Origin of the sequence: Dankookia rubra, assembly GCF_004355005.1 — a bacterium.
GTDB lineage: Bacteria > Pseudomonadota > Alphaproteobacteria > Acetobacterales > Acetobacteraceae > Paracraurococcus > Paracraurococcus ruber_A.
The window spans coordinates 109,092-125,750 of sequence record NZ_SMSJ01000004.1 but is presented as its reverse complement, the minus strand read 5'-3'; the positions used below and the strand labels follow the sequence as shown (position 1 = coordinate 125,750).

20 protein-coding genes are annotated in these 16,659 nt (G+C 71.5%); 14 read left to right on the top strand and 6 right to left on the bottom strand.

Annotated features, from left to right (window positions below):
• Window positions 1–14: 14 nt before the first annotated feature.
• Window positions 15–428 (bottom strand): hypothetical protein, encoded by a 414-nt coding sequence (locus E2C06_RS05060; RefSeq protein WP_133287491.1) that lies wholly within the window; start codon window positions 426–428, stop codon window positions 15–17.
• Window positions 429–598: 170 nt separating this feature from the next.
• Here E2C06_RS05060 and E2C06_RS05055 point away from each other — a divergent pair, with 170 nt between their 5' ends.
• The 3 genes from E2C06_RS05055 (at window position 599) to E2C06_RS05045 (ending at window position 4,205) form a co-directional block, all read left to right on the top strand.
• Complete coding sequence (locus tag E2C06_RS05055; RefSeq protein ID WP_133287490.1) at window positions 599–2,545, top strand: elongation factor G; 1,947 nt, start codon at window positions 599–601, stop codon at window positions 2,543–2,545.
• Window positions 2,546–2,655: 110 nt separating this feature from the next.
• Window positions 2,656–3,858, top strand: coding sequence for a CaiB/BaiF CoA transferase family protein (locus tag E2C06_RS05050; protein ID WP_133287489.1), 1,203 nt, complete (start codon window positions 2,656–2,658; stop codon window positions 3,856–3,858).
• 74 nt (window positions 3,859–3,932) lie between these two features.
• Window positions 3,933–4,205 carry a hypothetical protein gene (locus E2C06_RS05045; RefSeq protein ID WP_133287488.1) on the top strand — a complete coding sequence of 91 codons (273 nt, stop codon included), beginning with the start codon at window positions 3,933–3,935 and terminating at the stop codon, window positions 4,203–4,205.
• 123 nt (window positions 4,206–4,328) lie between these two features.
• Here the strand turns inward: E2C06_RS05045 and E2C06_RS39160 are convergent, their stop codons facing one another.
• Together E2C06_RS39160 and E2C06_RS38615 are read right to left on the bottom strand one after the other, a co-directional pair.
• Window positions 4,329–4,871, bottom strand: coding sequence for an NAD(P)/FAD-dependent oxidoreductase (locus E2C06_RS39160; RefSeq protein ID WP_241671126.1), 543 nt, complete (start codon window positions 4,869–4,871; stop codon window positions 4,329–4,331).
• A gap of 561 nt (window positions 4,872–5,432) precedes the next feature.
• Window positions 5,433–5,570: a hypothetical protein gene (locus E2C06_RS38615; protein WP_206664438.1), complete on the bottom strand. Its 138-nt coding sequence runs from the start codon at window positions 5,568–5,570 to the stop codon at window positions 5,433–5,435.
• A gap of 181 nt (window positions 5,571–5,751) precedes the next feature.
• Between E2C06_RS38615 and E2C06_RS05035 the strand changes: the two genes are divergently transcribed.
• On the top strand, window positions 5,752–6,600 hold the full coding sequence (locus E2C06_RS05035) for an FAS1-like dehydratase domain-containing protein (RefSeq protein ID WP_133287487.1): 849 nt from the start codon (window positions 5,752–5,754) through the stop codon (window positions 6,598–6,600).
• The gene (locus E2C06_RS05030) at window positions 6,597–7,823 is read left to right on the top strand and encodes a CaiB/BaiF CoA transferase family protein (protein ID WP_133287486.1); all 1,227 of its coding nucleotides are present in this window, start codon (window positions 6,597–6,599) and stop codon (window positions 7,821–7,823) included. Before E2C06_RS05035 ends, E2C06_RS05030 begins: the two co-directional genes overlap by 4 nt.
• Here E2C06_RS05030 and E2C06_RS05025 read toward each other — a convergent pair.
• Complete coding sequence (locus E2C06_RS05025; RefSeq protein ID WP_165982225.1) at window positions 7,810–8,760, bottom strand: Bug family tripartite tricarboxylate transporter substrate binding protein; 951 nt, start codon at window positions 8,758–8,760, stop codon at window positions 7,810–7,812. The two genes, E2C06_RS05030 and E2C06_RS05025, sit on opposite strands and share 14 nt — an antisense overlap.
• Window positions 8,761–8,832: 72 nt before the next feature.
• Here E2C06_RS05025 and tsaA point away from each other — a divergent pair, with 72 nt between their 5' ends.
• Both tsaA and E2C06_RS05015 read left to right on the top strand, forming a co-directional pair.
• On the top strand, window positions 8,833–9,297 hold the full coding sequence (gene tsaA / locus E2C06_RS05020; protein ID WP_133287484.1) for a tRNA (N6-threonylcarbamoyladenosine(37)-N6)-methyltransferase TrmO: 465 nt from the start codon (window positions 8,833–8,835) through the stop codon (window positions 9,295–9,297).
• Window positions 9,298–9,327: 30 nt separating this feature from the next.
• Window positions 9,328–9,636: a hypothetical protein gene (locus tag E2C06_RS05015; RefSeq protein ID WP_133287483.1), complete on the top strand. Its 309-nt coding sequence runs from the start codon at window positions 9,328–9,330 to the stop codon at window positions 9,634–9,636.
• Here the strand turns inward: E2C06_RS05015 and E2C06_RS05010 are convergent.
• Window positions 9,608–10,282 carry an RraA family protein gene (locus E2C06_RS05010; protein WP_133287482.1) on the bottom strand — a complete coding sequence of 225 codons (675 nt, stop codon included), beginning with the start codon at window positions 10,280–10,282 and terminating at the stop codon, window positions 9,608–9,610. The two genes, E2C06_RS05015 and E2C06_RS05010, sit on opposite strands and share 29 nt — an antisense overlap.
• Before the next feature lie 62 nt (window positions 10,283–10,344).
• On the opposite strand from E2C06_RS05010, the gene E2C06_RS05005 reads away from it, so the two are divergent.
• Genes E2C06_RS05005 through E2C06_RS04995 form a run of 3 tightly spaced genes read left to right on the top strand, consistent with a single transcriptional unit; the run spans window position 10,345 to window position 12,205 of the window.
• Window positions 10,345–10,866: a GNAT family N-acetyltransferase gene (locus tag E2C06_RS05005; RefSeq protein ID WP_165982224.1), complete on the top strand. Its 522-nt coding sequence runs from the start codon at window positions 10,345–10,347 to the stop codon at window positions 10,864–10,866.
• Between the two features lie 20 nt (window positions 10,867–10,886).
• Window positions 10,887–11,249, top strand: coding sequence for an MmcQ/YjbR family DNA-binding protein (locus tag E2C06_RS05000; protein WP_133287480.1), 363 nt, complete (start codon window positions 10,887–10,889; stop codon window positions 11,247–11,249).
• The gene (locus E2C06_RS04995) at window positions 11,246–12,205 is read left to right on the top strand and encodes a Bug family tripartite tricarboxylate transporter substrate binding protein (RefSeq protein ID WP_133287479.1); all 960 of its coding nucleotides are present in this window, start codon (window positions 11,246–11,248) and stop codon (window positions 12,203–12,205) included. Before E2C06_RS05000 ends, E2C06_RS04995 begins: the two co-directional genes overlap by 4 nt.
• Window position 12,206: 1 nt before the next feature.
• Here the strand turns inward: E2C06_RS04995 and E2C06_RS04990 are convergent, their stop codons facing one another.
• Window positions 12,207–13,334, bottom strand: a complete 1,128-nt coding sequence (locus E2C06_RS04990; protein ID WP_165982222.1) for an ATP-grasp domain-containing protein — start codon at window positions 13,332–13,334, stop codon at window positions 12,207–12,209.
• A 13-nt stretch (window positions 13,335–13,347) separates the two neighbouring features.
• On the opposite strand from E2C06_RS04990, the gene E2C06_RS04985 reads away from it, so the two are divergent.
• From E2C06_RS04985 to E2C06_RS04970, 4 genes are all read left to right on the top strand, one after another.
• Window positions 13,348–14,208 carry a CoA-binding protein gene (locus tag E2C06_RS04985; protein ID WP_165982221.1) on the top strand — a complete coding sequence of 287 codons (861 nt, stop codon included), beginning with the start codon at window positions 13,348–13,350 and terminating at the stop codon, window positions 14,206–14,208.
• The gene (locus E2C06_RS04980) at window positions 14,205–15,179 is read left to right on the top strand and encodes a hydroxymethylglutaryl-CoA lyase (RefSeq protein WP_133287476.1); all 975 of its coding nucleotides are present in this window, start codon (window positions 14,205–14,207) and stop codon (window positions 15,177–15,179) included. The genes E2C06_RS04985 and E2C06_RS04980 overlap by 4 nt, the downstream gene beginning before the upstream one ends.
• A gap of 86 nt (window positions 15,180–15,265) precedes the next feature.
• Window positions 15,266–15,922, top strand: a complete 657-nt coding sequence (locus E2C06_RS04975; protein ID WP_133287475.1) for an enoyl-CoA hydratase/isomerase family protein — start codon at window positions 15,266–15,268, stop codon at window positions 15,920–15,922.
• Window positions 15,919–16,659 (top strand): enoyl-CoA hydratase/isomerase family protein, encoded by a 741-nt coding sequence (locus E2C06_RS04970; protein ID WP_133287474.1) that lies wholly within the window; start codon window positions 15,919–15,921, stop codon window positions 16,657–16,659. The genes E2C06_RS04975 and E2C06_RS04970 overlap by 4 nt, the downstream gene beginning before the upstream one ends.

The following is a 16,659-nucleotide window of genomic DNA, read 5'->3' as shown; positions in this document are numbered from 1 at the left end:
ACAGCCCGGGCGGCTCAGCGCTCGGTCAGGATTGGCAGCGCCGGAACGTCCGGGCCGCCGTGCCGGCGCAGCTCGGCCAGGCTCACGCCCAGCCCGGTCGCGCCGGTCAGCGCCGCCAGGAAAAGGGCCGAGGCCGGCAGGACGGCCAATCCAGTCAGCAGGATCGCGGCTCCGACCACAGGCAGGATGGAATTCGACAGGGCGGCTTCGGTCTGGACGCCCGGGACATGCAGGTTGATTTTCATGGTGAACCTCGCCATTGCGATGTTGCGTTGCAGCATGATGCTGCATCGCAGCAAAATACCAGCGTGAAATTCGCCGATTGCTCGCCTCTGACCATGCAATCGCTGCATGAATAAACCATCCAAGGGTTGCTCGAGGATGGATACGCCGGCGCGGTCGGTCCGGCCGCGACGGCGTGGTGGCATTCGCCCCACCGATCTCGCTAGGCTGCCGCCCACGCGCGGTGCCCGGGCTCCACCCGGCGGCGCCGGGATGCCCGCGGCAACCAAGGGTCGACAACGACCCGGGCTGGCCCGCCTGCGGTGCCCGGCTTGCGCGCCGCGACGGCCTGCCCCGAAAGGGAGGGCAGTTCACCATGCCTGACGCCAGCGGCAGACAACCCGGCGGGGCGAGGCCCCGATCCTTCGCGCTCATCGGCCCGCAGGGCAGCGGGAAATCGACCCTGTTCGACGCGCTGCTGGGCGCCGCCGGCGGCGCGGCGCGGCGCGGCGGCCCGCGCGGCATGGGGACCGAGCTCCGCCTCGGCCATGCCGGCCTCATGGGCGATGCCTGGTCGCTGCTGGACTGTCCCGGCTCGATCGAATTCGCGCACGACGCGGCCTGTGCGCTCGCGGTCTGCGACTTGGCGGTCGTGGTGGCCGAAGCCGCGCCCGGCCGCGCCGCCGGGCTCGGCCCGGTCTTCCGGATGCTGGAGGACCAGGGCGTCCCGGCCCTGGTCTTCGTCAACAAGATCGACCAGCTGGATGGTCGGGTGCGCGACACGCTGGCGGCACTGCAGGGCCAGACCCGCCGCAAGCTGGTATTGCGTCAGGTGCCGATCCGCGAGGGCGAGACGGTGACCGGCTATGTCGACGTCGTCTCCGAGCGCGCCTATCGCTACCGCCGCGGCGCCGCCTCCGAGCGGATCGAGTTGCCGCCGGCGATGCGCGAGCGCGAGGCGGAGGCGCGGGCCGAGCTGCTGGAGGCGCTGGCCGACCACGACGACGCGCTGCTCGAGAAGGTGCTGGAGGATCTGGCGCCGGACCTCGAGGAGATCTACCGCCCGCTCCACACGAGCGAGGCGAGCGGGGCCGTCGTTTCCGTGCTGCTCGGCGCGGCGGAGCACAACAACGGCGTCCAGCGGCTGTGGAAGGCGCTGCGGCACGACGTGCCGGACCCGCAGGAGACGGCGGCCCGCCGCGGCATCGCGCCCGAGGGCGCGCCGCTGGCACAGATCTTCCGCACCCTGCATGCCGGCCATGCCGGGCGACTGTCCTGGGCGCGGATCTGGCGCGGCCAAGTGAAGGACGGCGCGCAGCTCGACGGCCACCGGGTCGGCGGCATCCACCGCTTCCCAAACGGCGAGGCGCAAAAGGTTCCCGAAGCGGCGACCGGCGAGATCGTGGCGCTCGGCCGGCTCGAAGGCGTGACAACGGGCGCGACGCTTGGCACCGAGCCGCCGCTGGCCTTTCCGCGGCCCGCCGCCCCGGTGCATGCCCTGGCCGTGGTGCTGGACGACCGCAAGGACGAGGTGCGGCTGTCCGGCGCGCTGCAGCGGCTGGCGGAGGAGGACCCGGCGCTCGGCGTGGTGCTGGACCCCGAAAGCGCCCAGACCATCCTGCATGGCCAGGGCGAGATCCACCTGCGCGCGGCGGTGGAGCGGCTGTCCGGCGCGCTCGGCATCAAGCTGCGCACCGTGCGGCCGCAGATCGCCTATCGCGAGACCATCCGCCAGCCCATCACCCAGCATGCCAGGCTGAAGCGGCAGACCGGCGGCCACGGCCAGTTCGCCGACGTGAAGCTGCATATCGAACCGCGCCCGCGCGGCGCCGGCTTCGCCTTCGAGGAGAAGGTGGTCGGCGGCGCCGTGCCGCGCCGCTTCATTCCCGCGGTGGGGGAGGCGGCCGAGGAGGCGACGAAAAAGGGCCCGCTCGGCCATCCCGTGGTTGATGTCGCGGTGACGCTGCTGGACGGCAGCTTCCATTCGGTCGACAGCAGCGACATGGCCTTCGCCACGGCCACGCGCCAGGCGATGCAGGACGGGCTGGCCAAGGCCGACCCGGTGCTGCTGGAGCCGATCGAGGCGGTGACCGTCACGGTGCCGGCAGAATATACCCCGAACGCCCAGCGCTTGCTGACCGGGCGGCGCGGCCAGATCCTCGGCTATGCGGCGAAGGAGGGCTGGGAAGGCTGGGACGCGGTGGAGGCGCTGGTGCCGGCCGCCGAACTGCAGGATTTCATCATCGAGCTGCGCAGCCTGACCCAGGGCCTCGGCAGCTATGTCCATCGATTCGACCACCTGGCCGAAGCCCGGCACAAGTAGCGGCCTCGCGGGCGCGATGTTTGCGGAGCGGATTCATGCCGGCGAGCCCTTCGGCGATCCGCTCCGGCGTGTATCCTCCCGCCCAACGCCGCCATCGGGGAAACGTGCCCATGCCAGGACCACTCGCGGGAATCCGCGTGCTCGACCTCACCACCGTGCTGGTCGGGCCCTATTGCACGCAGGTCCTGGCGGAGATGGGCGCTGCGGTGACCAAGGTGGAGGCGCCGGAGGGCGACGTGGTCCGCCTGATCGGCCCCGGCCGCAATCCGGGGATGGGCTGCATGTTCATCACCATCAACCGCGGCAAGCGCAGCATCTCGCTCGACCTCAAGACGCCGGCGGCGCGGGCGGTACTGCTGCGCCTGGCGAAATCCGCCGACGTGCTGGTGACCAACATCCGCCCCGCCGCCATGGCGCGGCTCGGCCTCGACTACGCCGCGGTGCGGACGGCCAATCCGCGCATCGTCTATGCCAGCGTGCTCGGCTTTGCGCAGGACGGGCCGTATGGCCCGCGTCCCGCCTATGACGACCTGATGCAGGGCGCCGCGCTAATCGCCGGTCTCAATGCGCATGTCAGCGGTGGCGAGCCGCGCTACGTGCCGCTGGCCATGGCCGACCGCATCACCGGGCTGATGGCGGCCAGCGCGATCAATGCCGCCCTGGTCCACCAGCTCCGCAGCGGGGAGGGGCAGCTGGTCGAGGTGCCGATGTTCGAGACCATGCTGAACTTCGTTCTCGGCGACCACCTCGGCGGCAAGGTCTTCGACCCGCCGCTCGATGCCGGCGGCTATGGCCGGCTGCTCTCGCCCGACCGCAAGCCCTACCGGACCAGGGACGGCTTCGTCTGCACCATGATCTACAACGACCGGCAGTGGCGGAACTTCTGCGCCGCGGTCGGCTGGCCCGACCTGGTCTCGACCGATCCGCGTTTCGCCAGCCATGCGACGCGCACCGTGCATATCGACGCGGTGCTCGGCATGCTGGCGCAGGAATTCCTGACGCGGACCAGCGCCGAATGGATGGCGCTGCTGGAAGCGGCCGACCTGCCGGTGACGCCGGTGCACACGCTGGAGACGATCCTTGAGGACCCGCACCTGTCGGCGACCGGCTTCTTCGAGGCGGAGGACCACCCGACCGAAGGCCGCCTCACCCGCATGGTGGCGCCGGTGAAATTCTCGGCGACGCCGACCGGCGAGCGCTTGCCCTCGCCGCGGCTCGGCGGCGACAGCGCCGCGATCCTGGCCGAGGCGGGCTATGCCGAGGCGGAGATCGCCGCGCTGATCGGCAGCGGCGCGGTGTGCGCCGCGTCCTGATGCGATGGACGGCACCCCGGCCGGCGAACCGCCGCCCTGTCGCAGGCGTTGCCTTCCCGAAGCGGAGGCAAGGCATGCGACTGCACTGGCGATGGATGGCGGCCCTGGCATTGCTGCCCGGCTATGCCCTGGCGCAACCGGCGCCGCCGCGCGAAGCGCCGCGTCCCGCGGTGCCGGCACCCCCGCTTGCCGCCGCGCCCGCCACCCCGCCCGCTGGCGTGGTGCGGCCGCCGGCCGGCGTCGACCCCGGCATCCAGGCTCCGGCGCCGGTCCCGGCACCCAACACGACGCCGGTCATTCCGCCGCCGGGCACCCCAGGCGGCAACCCGCAGGTGCAGCCGCGCTGAAGCGGCGGCCAGCCTCGATCGTCCTGAGTGAAGACACGCAGGACGTGAATCGCCAGCTTAACAAAACCTGGACGGAGTTTGCCCCGACAGGGTCAGGGCGACATCCGTCCAGTCAGTGCAGCCTCACTCCCGGCTCCATGCGGGAGGTGAGAAGACTCGCCAGAGTCCGCCAGGCCACCGGCGATGCCCGTGCAGCGCCGACTGGTGCACCTTGTAGAGCGAGCGATACATCAGTCGGGCGAAATACCCCTCGATGAACATGCTTTTGTCGACCAGGAAGCCCATCAGGCCGCCGACCGTGCGGTACTTGCCGAGCGAGACCAGCGAGCCGAAGTCGCGGTAGACAAAGGGCGTCAGTGGCTGGCCCGTCGGCTGCCGGTTGATTTGCCCGATCACGTGCGAGGCCTGCTGGTGCGCCGCCTGGGCGCGTGGCGGCAGGAAGCCCTGGCCGTCCGGCCGTGGGCAGGCGGCACAGTCGCCCATGGCGAAAATATCCGAATCGCGCGTGGTCTGTAGCGTCGGCTCGACCAGCAGCTGGTTGGTCCGCGTGGTCTCGAGTCCCGCGATGTCCTCCAGCACCTTCGGCCCCTTCACCCCGGCGGCCCAGACGACCAGTTCCCCGGGCAGGAATTCGCCATCCGCGAGACCGGCTCCGTCTTCCCGCACCTCGCTGACCCGCCGGCCTGCCAGGACCTCGACCCCAGCTTTATCAGCAGCTCCGTCGTGGCGATGGAGATGCGCTCGGGCAGTGCCGGCAGGATGTGCGGCGCGGCTTCGACCAGACGGATGCGGATATCGCTCTCGGGGTCGATGCGGGTGAGGCCCTAGGCCACCACGGCGCGGACGGTGCGGTGCAGCTCCGCCGCCAGTTCGGTGCCGGTCGCGCCGGCACCGGTGATCGCCACGTGCAGTGGCCCGGCCACACCGGCTCCGCCTGGCTATCGGCGCGCAGGCGGGCATTGACCAGGCGGCGGTGGAAGCGGCTGGCCTGTTCCGGCGTCGCCAGCGGCACCGCGACTTGCGCGGCGCCCGGAGTGCCGAAGTTGTTGGTGACGCTGCCGATCGAAACCACCAGCGTGTCGTAGGGGACGGCGTTGGGCGGGGTGATCTGCCGGCCCTCGTCATCCTTCGTCGCGCCCAGCAGCACCTCCCGCTTCTCGCGATCGAGGCCGATCATCTCCCCGAAGCGGTAGGTGAAGCGGGGCCAATGTGCCTGGGCGAGGTAGTTCAGCTCATGCTGCGCGCGGTGAGGCTGCCGGCGGCGACCGCATGCAGCAGCGGCTTCCAGAGATGCGTGCGGGCCTTCTCGACCAGCGTCACCTGCGCCTTCCCCGAACGCCCGAGCGTATTGCCGAGCCTGGTCACCAGTTCCAGCGCCGCCGCCCACGACGACGATCCGATGCGGTGTCGCAGCCTCTCCCGTGCCCGCCGTCGATCTCGCTCCGTCGTGTCGTCGTCAGCCTGATGGTGACCCTGCGGAAACGGCGAGCGCGGTTTGACAGCCCGTCCCACGGCCGGGAGACTCGGCGGAAAGGGGAGGGCGGGCATGGACGAGGCCGCGTTGCAGGGCTGGATCGGCCGCGAGGAGGTGGCGGAGGACGAGGCGAGCCTGGTGCTGCTGCGCCGGCTCGCCGCCCTCCTGGACCAGGACCCGGGTACCATCCGTCACGGCGCGCCGATGCCGGAAGGTTGGCACGCCGCGCTGTTCGGGCCGCTGGCGCGGCAATCCGGGCTGGGGCCGGATGGCCACGCGGCGCTCGGCGAGTTCCTGCCGCCGGTGCCGCTGCCGCGGCGGATGTTCGCCGGCCGGCGGACCTGGTTCCAGGCGCCGGTCGCCATCGGCGCGGATGTCCGTCGCGTCTCGCGCATCACCGCCATTGCGCCGAAGACCGGCCGCAGCGGACGGATGATCTTCGTCACGGTGCGGCATGGCATCGAGAGCGGCGGCCGCGAATGCGTGGCGGAGGAGCAGGACCTGGTCTATCGGGAGGCGGCGACGCCAGGCGCCGCCGTGGCCGAGGCGGCACCGCCGGTGCTGCCGGACGGCACGGTGCGCGAGGGCTTCACGCCCGACACCACGCTGCTCTTCCGCTACTCGGCGGTGACCTACAACGGCCACCGCATCCACTACGATGCCGACTACGCCCGCGAAACGGAGGGTTATCCCGCCCTCGTCGTCAATGGCGGCATCACCACGACCAAGCTGACGGAGTTGGCCAAGCGGCACCTGCCGGGGCCGCTGCGGCGGGTGACGACGCGGGCTGGGCGGCCGCTCTTCGTCGGACGGCAGGCGACGCTGGCCTGCCACCTGGAGGCGCCGGGCCGGGCGCGGCTCTGGGCGCTGGACGATGCCGGGCGGCAGGCTTTCGAATGCGTGGCGGAGAGCGCGGCATGACCAAGGGACCATTGTCCGGCGTCAAGGTCCTCGACCTCACCGCCGTGGTCGTCGGCCCATCCTGTACGCTGACGCTTGCCGAGCAGGGCGCAGAGGTCATCAAGCTGGAAAGCCCCGAGGGCGACCTGCTGCGCAAGCTCGGCGGCCCGGCACCCTCGCCCGACATGTCCCCCAAGTTCATCCACTTCAACCGCGGCAAGCGCAGCATCGCCGTCGACCTGAAGACCGCGGACGGCATGGCGGTGCTGGCGCGGCTCGCCGAGCAGGCCGACGTGCTGGTGACCAACATGCGCGGCGGCGCGCTGAAGCGCCTCGGCATCAGCTGGGAGGCGCTGCGGCCGCGCAACCCGCGCCTCGTCTTCTGCGTCATCGTCGGTTTCGGCAGCCGCGGCCGGCATCATGACAGCCCGGCCTACGACACCATCATCCAGGGCATGTCCGGCTTCGCCGCAGCGCTCGGCCGCGTCACCGGGGAACCGCGCTACGCCCCCTTCGTGCTCTGCGACCACATCACCGGCATCATCGCCAGCCAGGCGATCACCGCCGCGCTGCTCGCCCGCGAGCGCAGCGGCCCAGGGGAAGGAGGGGGCCAGGCGATCGAGGTCCCGATGTACGAGAGCATGGCGCATTTCGTCCTGACCGAGCACATGTTCAGGCGCACCTTCGACCCCGAGGGCGCCACCGGCGACCCACGGGTGATGAACCCGGATGCCAGGCCGATCCCGACGCAGGACGGCTACATCGCCGTCTCGGCCAATACCGATGCGCAGGCCTTCGCCTTCTTCGACGCCATCGGCCGGCCGGAACTGCGCGACGACCCGCGCTTCAACAGCGTCGTCGCCCGCTTCCGCAACGTCGATGCCTACTTCACCCTGCGCGCCGAGGCGCTGCGGCAGCGCCCGACCGCGGAGTGGGCGGCGGAGTTCCGGCGCCGCGAGATCCCCGCCATGCCCTATGCGACGATCGAGGGGCTGCTGGAGGATCCGCATCTCTGGGAAACCGGCCTGCTGCGCCAGGAGGTCCACCCGACCGAGGGCGCGATGACCGGCCTCGGCCGCCCCGTCACCTTCTCCGCCGCCGGGCCGGACGAGATCCGCCTGGCGCCGCGCCTCTCGGCCGACGCGCGCGGCGTGCTGGCGGAGGCGGGCTATACGGAGACGGAAATCGAGTCGCTGCTCGGCGGCGCGGTGGTCGCGCCGCCCGCTCCCGTCATTCCGGGGTGATCCCGGCGGCGGCGGCCACCCGCTTCCATTGCGGGATTTCCTGCCGCAGCCGCGCGGCCAGCGCCTCCGGCCCGGTCAGCAGGACCGTCGCGCCCTGCGCCGTCATGCGGCGCCACAGCGCGCTGTCCGGCGCGCGCAGCGCCGCCATCTCCCGTATCAGGATCGGCACCGCCTCGGCCGGCGTGGCACGGCCGCCGAGCATGGCAAACCAGAAGGGCACGGCGAAGCCCGGCACCGCCTCGCCGATCGCCGGCACGTTCGGCAGCGCCGGGCTGCGCGCCGCGGTGGTCACTGCCAGCGGCCGGACCTTGCCGTCCTGCAACTGCCCCGCCGGGATCGAGGGATCGCCGGTCCAGAGATCGATGTCGCCCGCCAGCAGCGCGGTCAAGGACTGGGTCACGCCGCGATAGGGCACGTGCAGCAGTTCGATCCCCGCCAGGTTCTGCAGCAGCGCCATTGACAGGTGGGTGGAGGAGCCGATGCCGGCCGAGCCGACGCTGATCCGCCCCGGCCGCGCCTTCGCCGCCGCCAGCAGCCCGGCGACATCGACGAAGGGCGCATCGGCCCGCGCCGCCAGCAGCAAGGAGCTTTCCGAGACCAGCGTCACCGGCACCAGATCGACGAAGGGATCGAAGCCGGGATCCTTCATGATCGCCGGCAGGGTGGCGAAGGAGGTCGTGGTGAAAAGGAAGGTGTGGCCGTCCGTCTCGCGCGCCACGAACTGCGTGCCGACGGCGCTGCCCGCGCCCGGCCTCGATTCGATCACCACGGGCTGGCCGAGCCGCTGCGACAGGTGCTCGGCGATGATCCGCGCCGGCACCTCCTGCGGACCGCCCGGGGCGAAGGGGCTGATGAAGCGGATCGGGCGGTTCGGCCAGGATGCCTGCGCCAGGGCCGGCGCCGCCAGCAAGCTGCCCAGCAGGGCGCGTCTTCCCAATCCCGGCATCCACTTTCCTCCGCGTTCCGGAAAGAATACAGCGGGCCGTGCTGGTTCCCAAGGGAGGCATCCATGGCCGCTTTCAGCGTGACGCCCATCGGCCATCTCGAGACGCCCTGGATCACCCCGGCCGACTGCCCGCGCAACGGCCGCCAGCCGGATCCGCTGCCGGAATGCCGCGCGGTGGTGGCGCCGGAATATCAGGCCGGGCTGCTGGGCCTGGATGGGTTCAGCCACCTCATCCTGCTCTATTGGATGGATCGCGCCGCACCGGCGCCGCTGGTGCTCTCGCCGCGCTTCGACGGCGACCGGCGCGGGATCTTTGCGACGCGGGCACCGGTGCGGCCGAACCCGATTGCGCTCTCGGTAGTGCGGTTCGAGGGATTCGCTGCGCCCGGCGTGCTGCGGGTACGCAACCTCGACTGCGCCAACGGTACGCCGCTGCTCGACATCAAGCCCTATCTGCCGACGACGGATGCCGAGCCCGATGCGACCATGGGCTGGCTGGCGCCGCACGCGACTCCGCGCAGCGAATGAACCCGGGGCCGGCTGCGGCGCTGATGCCGCATGCCGGTCCTTCGCTTCTTCGCACTGCAGGTCGCCATCGGCTTCGGCATCGCCTCGCTCTTCCTCGCGGCGCTGCTATTGTCCGATCTGGGCGGGGTCGGCACCTTGCTGTGCGCGCCCTCCGCTGGCGTCTGGCCGGCGCTGCTGTTTTGGCTGTTCACCGGACTCACCTTCGGCGCCGTGCAATTCGCCGTGGCGCTGGGGCTGGCGGCCATGGCGGAGCCGGGCGACGATCGCGGCAGCTTCGTGGCCGAGCCGGCCTATGCCGCAGTGCGGGCGGTCAGGCGCCCTTGCAACCCTTTGCCCTGAGCGCCTCCACCACCCAGCCACGGTCCCAGCGACCGGCATCCATCGCAGCCTGCGCCGCGGTTTCATTGGCATTGTGGCGCTCGGCCGCGGCAATCGATGCTTCCGCATCGGCCAACGGCAGCACCACCACGCCGTCCTCGTCCGCCATGATCAGGTCACCCGGCATCACCCCTTGGCCGCCGCAGGCGATCGGGCAGCCGATCTCGCCTGGCCCGTCTTTGTGGAGGCCGGAGGGTGTTACGCCGCGCGCCCAGACGCCGAGCTCCATATCGTCGGGATGCGCCGCGTCGCAGGTGGCGCCGTCGATGACCACCGCGGCAATGCCGCGGCGCGCAGCCCAGCGCATCACCAGATCCCCCGTGGTGGCGGTGCCGAGGCCGCCGGCGTCGATGACAATGACATCGCCCGGCACCGCTAGGTCGATGACGCGGTGCAGCGTCAGGTTGTCCCCGCGTCGCGCCTTCACGGTGAAGGCGGGACCCGCCACCGCCAGCCGGCCGCCGAAGGCGCGAAAGCCCCCGCGCATGGTCTGCACGTGGTTCACCACGCCGCTGATATTGGCTGCAGGCGGCTTGGCGGCCCGGGCGCAGAGCGCGGCATCGACGCGGGTGGTGACGGTACGGATGCTGAAGCCAAGGGTCATCATGGTTTCTTGCACCTGCGGGCCGGCGCATGATGCCGGTCGCAAGCGCCCTGTCGAGGCTCCGCATGTCGCCCATCATCCGTGCCTTCACCCTGGCCGAGGCCGCCGCCTTCCGCGAGATCCGGCTTGAGGCGCTGCGGCTGCACCCGGACGCCTTCGGCGCGACCTTCGAGGAGGAGGCGTCGCGTGACGTCGCTTGCTTCGCCGCCGGGATGCCGCAGGACCCGCCGGACGCGATCCTCGGCGCCTGGCTGCCGGGCGAGGCGGCACCCCAGGCCATGGCCGGCCTGCATGCCGAGCCCCGGCGGAAGCTGGCACATAAGGGCCAGGTCTGGGGCGTCTATGTGCGCCGCGTGGCGCGCAGCCAGGGTCTCGGCCGCCTGCTGCTGGAACGGACGATCGCCGTCGCCCGGGACGCGGGACTCGAGACGCTGCGGCTGACGGTCAGCGCCGAGGCAGTGGCGGCGCATGCGCTCTATGTCGCCCTGGGCTTCCGCGCCTATGGCACGGACCCGCGCGGGTTGAAGCTCGGCCCCGGGCAATATGTGGACGAGGTGCTGATGGCGCTCGACCTGCGCGGGGTCTGAGCCGGATGGCGGCGGGGCCGATGGCCAGGCTGCGCGCGCTCTGCCTCGCCCTGCCGGAAACGGAGGAGCGCGAGACCTGGGACTTGCCGACCTTCCGGGTGCGCGGGAAGATCTTCGCCATGGCGCCGGGCGCGGGAGGGGACATTGCGGTCTGGTGCAAGGCGCCGCCCGGCGCGCAGCAGGTGCTGGTCGGAGCCGATGCCGACCGCTTCTTCGCTCCGCCCTATCTCGGTCCCAAGGGCTGGGTCGGCATGCGGCTGCACCTGTTGCCGGACTGGGCGGAGGTGACGGAACTGGTCCGCCGCAGCTACCGCCTGGTAGCGCCGAAGCGGCTGGTGGTGCAGGCTGATGAACCAAGAAAAGACTCGGAGGAGACGGCATGATCGGACGGCGCGGGATCCTGGCGCTCGGTGGCGCTGCGGCGCTCGGCGGGCCGGCGAGGGCGGCGGCTTGGCCGCTGCGGCCAGTGCGCATCGTCGTGCCCTTCGCTGCCGGCGGGTCCAGCGACATCTGCGCCCGGCTGGTCGGGCGGCAGATGCAGGCGGCCACGGGGCAGGGTTTCGTCGTCGAGAACATCGCCGGCGGCAATGGCGTGGTCGGCACGCTTGCGGTGCTGCAGGCTCCGGCGGATGGCCATACGCTGCTGCTCGGCGCGACGACGACTTTCTCGGTCAATCCGTATCTGATGCGCAACCCGGGCTATGATGCGGAACGCGACTTCGCGCTGGTCGGCGTCTTCGGCCTGACCTCGAGCTACCTGATGGTGGCGGCGGACAGCCCGTGGAAGACGGCGGAAGAGCTTTTCGCCGCCATCCAGGCGCAGCCGGGCAAGCTGAACTCGGCCTGGTTCAACGGTTCCTCCCGCATTCCCGCGGCGCTGCTGAAGCGGGTGGCGAAGCTGGAATTCGAGGAGGTCTCCTACAAGATCGTCGGCAACGCGATCACCGACCTGATGGCCGGGCAGGTGCAGTTCTGCTTCATCGACATGGTGGCAGCCGATGCGCATCTGAACTCCGGCAAGTTCCGCGCTCTGGCGGTGACCGGCCCGACACGCTCCGCCCGCTTCCCCGACCTGCCGGCGATGCGCGAGCTGTACGACGGCTTCGAGACCAACGGCTATATCGGCATGGGCATCCGCAGCGCGGTCGCGCCGGCCATCCAGCGCGAGGTCAACCGGCAGGTCACCCTGGCGGTGCAGGAGCCGGAGATCAGCCGACGGCTGCGGGAGATGAGCATGGACCCGGTGGCGATGGATCTGGACACCGCCATCGCCTATGGTCGCAGCGAGCGGGTAAAATACGGCCGCATCATGCGCATGGCGGGGATCGAGCCGGAATAGCTCAACCGCGCACCGCTGCCGCCACTGCCCGCACCAGGTCGTGCGGGTTGTCGTGCAGCGCGGCGACGCCGACGGCGGCGAGGTCGGCACGGGCCTGGTCCAGCGGATAGCCGCGCAGCGCCGCGTGGCCAGCGGCGATGCCGGCGAGAAAGGGCTTGGTCGGCGGGTTGGCGCGCAGCGCGGCGGCCAGCGCATCGACCCGGGCCTTCAGGCCGCGCGAGGCCAGCGTGGTGAAGAACATGATCGCCTTCACCTCCGGCCGCGCGGCGATCTCGAAGGCGGCGGCAAGGCGATCCGGCATGGTCTCGGCCGGGCCGCCATTGGCATTGTCCATGAAGCAGGCGGCGGGGCACCCGGCATCCGCCAACAGGTCGAGCATCAGCATGCCGAGGCCGGCGCCGGCGGTGATCATCGCCACGGTGCCGCCCTCCAGCTCCACCAGCTGGAAGCCCTGGTCGCGGGCACGGCGTTCCAGCGGCGTCAGCGCCGCATCTTCGAGCGCTGCGGACAGGGCGGGCGCCGCATGGCGGAACACCGCGGAGTCGTCGCGTACGAGCTTGGCGTCGCAGGCGACCAGCCGTCCGTCCGGCAGCAGGCCGAGCGGGTTGATCTCCAGGAGGTCGAGATCCTCGTCGCGCAGGATGCGGGCGAGGCGCAGCGCCAGCCGCGCCAACCGCGCCGCGAGGTCGGGTGCGAAGCCGGCGCGCAGCGCGGCATAGGCGGTCTCCAGGACGCCGGGCGCCTCAGGTTCGATGCCGCAACGCAGCAGGGACGCCGCATGCTCGACCTCGACGCCGCCCTCCGGCGCGCAGAGCAGCTCGATGCATTGCGCCGTGCCGTCGATGCGGAGCGCCAGGTAGATCTCCCGTGCCATCGGCACCGCTTCCTCGAGCAGCAATGGCGCGGTCTCGTCGCCGAGTGCGGCACGGATCGCGGCGGCGATCGGCGGTGCCTCCCCCGTCATGCTGCGGCGCACCAAGCCGCGCTTGCCGCGGCCACCCTCCAGCACCTGCGCCTTGAAGATGCCCTGCGCATCCTTCGCAGGCGCAGCATGCAGCAGCGTGCCGCGGGGTATTGCCACGCCGTGTTGGTGCAGCAGTCTCTTGCCATCATGCTCTGCGAGACGCACCGTTCCCTCCGTGATGAGCGCACCCTTTCTCAGCAGCTTCCCCCGTCGCGTCGTGGTGTTCAACCCGACTGGCCGCTACGCCGCCGCCCAGGTCGCCTCGATGCGGGAAGCCGGGACCAACCTGGTCGCCGGCATCGCGCTCGGCCGCGGCGGGGAGGTGGTGGACGGCCTGCCGCTTCACGACGATGTCCGTGCGTTGCCGGAGCCGGCGGATGCCGCGGTGATCTACACGCCGCCGGAGGGCGTGCTGGATGCGGTGCGCGCCGCGGCTGGCATCCCGAGCATCGTGGTCGCGGCGGAATACGTCCCGGTGCACGACGGGCTGCGCGCGGCGCAGGCGGCGCGGGCGGCGGGATCCTGGATGGTGGGGCCGAACACCCTCGGACTGTGCGTGCCTGGCTTGGGGCTGCTTGGCTCCATCGCGCCGTCCTTCTGCACGCCTGGTTCGGTCGCGGTGCTTTGCCGCAGCGGCACGCTGACCCTGACCATGGCGCGGCTGCTGACCGCGGCCGGAATTGGTCAGCGGGTCGTCGCGCATATCGGCGGCGACACGGTCTGCGGCCGCAACCCGCACGAATGGCTTGCGGCGCTCGCGGCCGATCCGGCTGTCTCCGCCATCGCCTATTGCGGCGAGATCGGCGGCGACAAGGAATATGCGCTGGCCGAGGCGATCCCATCCTGCCCGAAGCCCGTCGTCGCCATGCTCGTCGGCCGGCACGCGCCGCCGGGCAAGCGCATGGGCCATGCCGGCGCGCTGGCCGGCGCCGAGCGGGAAACCGCCGCGGCCAAGCTGGCGGCGCTGGCCGCCGGCGGCGCGCATGTCGCGCGCGACCCCGAAGCCGTCATCGCCATCCTCAAGGACCTGAATCGATGAGCGACCTGCCGACCGCCGCCGAGCTGGAGGAGATCACCGCGGGCGCGGCGCCGGAGGGACCCGGCATCGTGCTGTGCGAATGCTTCGCCCGCGACGGGCTGCAGCATGAGGACACCATCCTGCCGCCCGAGGCGAAGATCGTGATAATCGAGCGGATCGCCGATTGCGGCTTCCGCCGCATCGAGATCACCAGCTTCGCGCATCCGCGGCAGGTACCGCAATTTGCCGATGCCGAGGCTGTGCTGCGCGGGGTCCGCCGCCGGCCGGGCGTGCTGTTCAAGGCGACCTGCCCGAACCCCCAGGCGGTGAAGCGGGCGCTGGCGGCGCGCGAGGCGGGCTGGGGGCCGGAGGAGATCTCCTTGCTGATCTCGGCCAGCGAGGGGCATTCGCAGCGCAACCTGAAGCGCTCGCGCGAGGAGCAATGGGCGAATGTCGCGGAGATGGCGGCGTTGGGGCGCGACGCTTTCACCCTGGTCGGCACGATCAGCGTCGCCTTCGACTGCCCCTTTGACGGCCGCACGCCGCAGGAGCGTGTGCTGGAGGATGCCGAGCGCTTTGCCTCGCTGGGCGTGACCCGGATCGCGATCGGCGACACGATCGGCAGCGCGACGCCGCCGCGGGTGCGCGACCTGATCGGCTGGCTGCACGGCGCGCTGCCGACGGCGACCTTCATCGCGCATTTCCACGACAGCCGCGGCACCGGGGTGGCGAATACGCTGGCGGCGATCGAAGCGGGCCTGACCCATGCCGATTGTGCGCTGGGCGGCACGGGCGGCCATCCGGCGCGGATCGCCTATGGCGAGGGCTTCACCGGCAATACCTGCACCGAGGACCTGGCCACTGCGTTGGACGCGATGGGCTATGTCACCGGACTGGACCTGGCCGCGCTCCGTGCGGCGGGCCATGCCGCGGAGCACCTCCTCGGCCGCCGCCTGGATTCGAAGGTGGCAAGGGCAGACGCAGAGAGTTAGACGGGAGGTTTGGGGAATATCGTTTTCCCTGCTTTTGCTTCCCTTGCCGCGTTGACAGCCCGGGACCTGCCGCTAGCGTCCGCGCCATGATCCTGCTGAGTGAGATGCGCGGCCCTGTCCTGTTGCTGCGGCTGAACCGGCCGGAGAAGCGCAATGCCCTCAGCATGGCGCTCTCTGCCGCCGTGGTGGAGGCGCTGCGGGCGGCGGAGGCGGACGCGGCCGTATCCGCTGTGGTGCTGGCCGGGGAGGGTACCGGCTTCTGCGCCGGGGGCGATCTCGACGAACGGCGTCTGCTGACCGACGCCCCGGCAGCTTGGCAGGCGCGGGCGGCACTGGCCGATGCGGTGCTGGCCGCGCCGGGCGCCATGGCCCGGCCCGTGGTCGCGGCGGTGCATGGCCGCGTGGTCGGGATGGGCGCTTCGCTGATGCTCGGCTGCGACATGGTCGTGGCGGCGGAGGATGCGCTGTTCACCTGGCCGGAGGCGCGGCACGGCATCTGGCCGCGGCTCGTCGCGCCGCAACTGCTGCGGCATCTCGGCCCCAAGGACGCTTTCGAGATGCTGGCCACTGGCCGCACGCTGGATGCGGCGGAGGCGCGCGCGTTGCGGCTGGTCAACCGCGTGGTGCCGCGGGACGCGCTGCTGGAGGAGGCATGCGCGCTGGCCCTGGCTGCGGCGCAGTACGGGCCGGAGAACCTGCGCGGCATCAAAAGGATGATCGATGCGGCGGGAATCCGGCGATGAACGATACGGTGAACCATGCAGTGGACGCGCGCGGCGTGGTGACGCTGCGGCTGAACCGGCCGGCGGCGCGCAATGCCTTCAACCTGGCGATGGCAGAGGCGCTGGCCGCGGCCTGCCGGCGCGTGGCGGCGGAGGCGGCGCGGCTGGTGCTGATCCGCGCCGCCGGCCCGATCTTCTGTGCCGGCGCCGACCTGAAGGAGCGCCAGGGGATGAGCGACGACCAGGTACGGGCACGGCGGTTGAAGGGCTTCGCGGCCTATGCGGCGATCGAGGCGCTGCCCATGCCGGTCGTCGCCGTGGTGGAAGGGTTGGCCGTCGGATCGGGCTGCGAGATCGTCGCCGCCTGCGATTTCGTCGTGGCGACGACGGCGGCCAGCTTCCGCACGCCTGAGGCACTCTGGGGCACGGTGGGCGCGACGCAGCGGCTGCCGCGGGTGCTCGGCAAGCGACTGGCGAAGGACATGATGCTGACCGGGCGGGCGCTGTCGGCGGAGGAGGCGCAGGCGCACGGGCTGGTGACGCGGCTGGTGCCGGCCGAGGCGCTGGAGGCTGCGGTCGAGGAGATCGCCGCCACCATCGCCAAGGCGCCCCCTGCCGCACTGCGCCTGGCCAAGCGATGCATCGACGAGGGCGTGGAGCGCGACCCGCGCGGTGCGCTGGCGACGGAGCTGCTGGCGATCGAGGAAAGCCTGGCTGCCGCCGAGTGGAGATCGGCGATGGCCGGTTTCAAGGGCTAG

Bases quoted from the DNA above. Each gene is read 5' to 3' on its own strand.
- E2C06_RS05015 (WP_133287483.1), top strand. From the start codon at position 9,328: ATGCCGGTCCTTCGCTTCTTCGCACTGCAGGTCGCCATCGGCTTCGGC.
- E2C06_RS04970 (WP_133287474.1), top strand. From the start codon at position 15,919: ATGAACGATACGGTGAACCATGCAGTGGACGCGCGCGGCGTGGTGACG.
- E2C06_RS04985 (WP_165982221.1), top strand. From the start codon at position 13,348: ATGAGCGCACCCTTTCTCAGCAGCTTCCCCCGTCGCGTCGTGGTGTTC.
- E2C06_RS05035 (WP_133287487.1), top strand. From the start codon at position 5,752: ATGGACGAGGCCGCGTTGCAGGGCTGGATCGGCCGCGAGGAGGTGGCG.
- E2C06_RS05055 (WP_133287490.1), top strand. From the start codon at position 599: ATGCCTGACGCCAGCGGCAGACAACCCGGCGGGGCGAGGCCCCGATCC.
- E2C06_RS05060 (WP_133287491.1), bottom strand. From the start codon at position 428: ATGCCACCACGCCGTCGCGGCCGGACCGACCGCGCCGGCGTATCCATC.
- E2C06_RS05005 (WP_165982224.1), top strand. From the start codon at position 10,345: ATGTCGCCCATCATCCGTGCCTTCACCCTGGCCGAGGCCGCCGCCTTC.
- E2C06_RS04995 (WP_133287479.1), top strand. From the start codon at position 11,246: ATGATCGGACGGCGCGGGATCCTGGCGCTCGGTGGCGCTGCGGCGCTC.
- E2C06_RS04980 (WP_133287476.1), top strand. From the start codon at position 14,205: ATGAGCGACCTGCCGACCGCCGCCGAGCTGGAGGAGATCACCGCGGGC.
- E2C06_RS05045 (WP_133287488.1), top strand. From the start codon at position 3,933: ATGCGACTGCACTGGCGATGGATGGCGGCCCTGGCATTGCTGCCCGGC.
- E2C06_RS04975 (WP_133287475.1), top strand. From the start codon at position 15,266: ATGATCCTGCTGAGTGAGATGCGCGGCCCTGTCCTGTTGCTGCGGCTG.
- E2C06_RS05050 (WP_133287489.1), top strand. From the start codon at position 2,656: ATGCCAGGACCACTCGCGGGAATCCGCGTGCTCGACCTCACCACCGTG.
- E2C06_RS05000 (WP_133287480.1), top strand. From the start codon at position 10,887: ATGGCCAGGCTGCGCGCGCTCTGCCTCGCCCTGCCGGAAACGGAGGAG.
- E2C06_RS05030 (WP_133287486.1), top strand. From the start codon at position 6,597: ATGACCAAGGGACCATTGTCCGGCGTCAAGGTCCTCGACCTCACCGCC.
- tsaA (WP_133287484.1), top strand. From the start codon at position 8,833: ATGGCCGCTTTCAGCGTGACGCCCATCGGCCATCTCGAGACGCCCTGG.
- E2C06_RS05010 (WP_133287482.1), bottom strand. From the start codon at position 10,282: ATGATGACCCTTGGCTTCAGCATCCGTACCGTCACCACCCGCGTCGAT.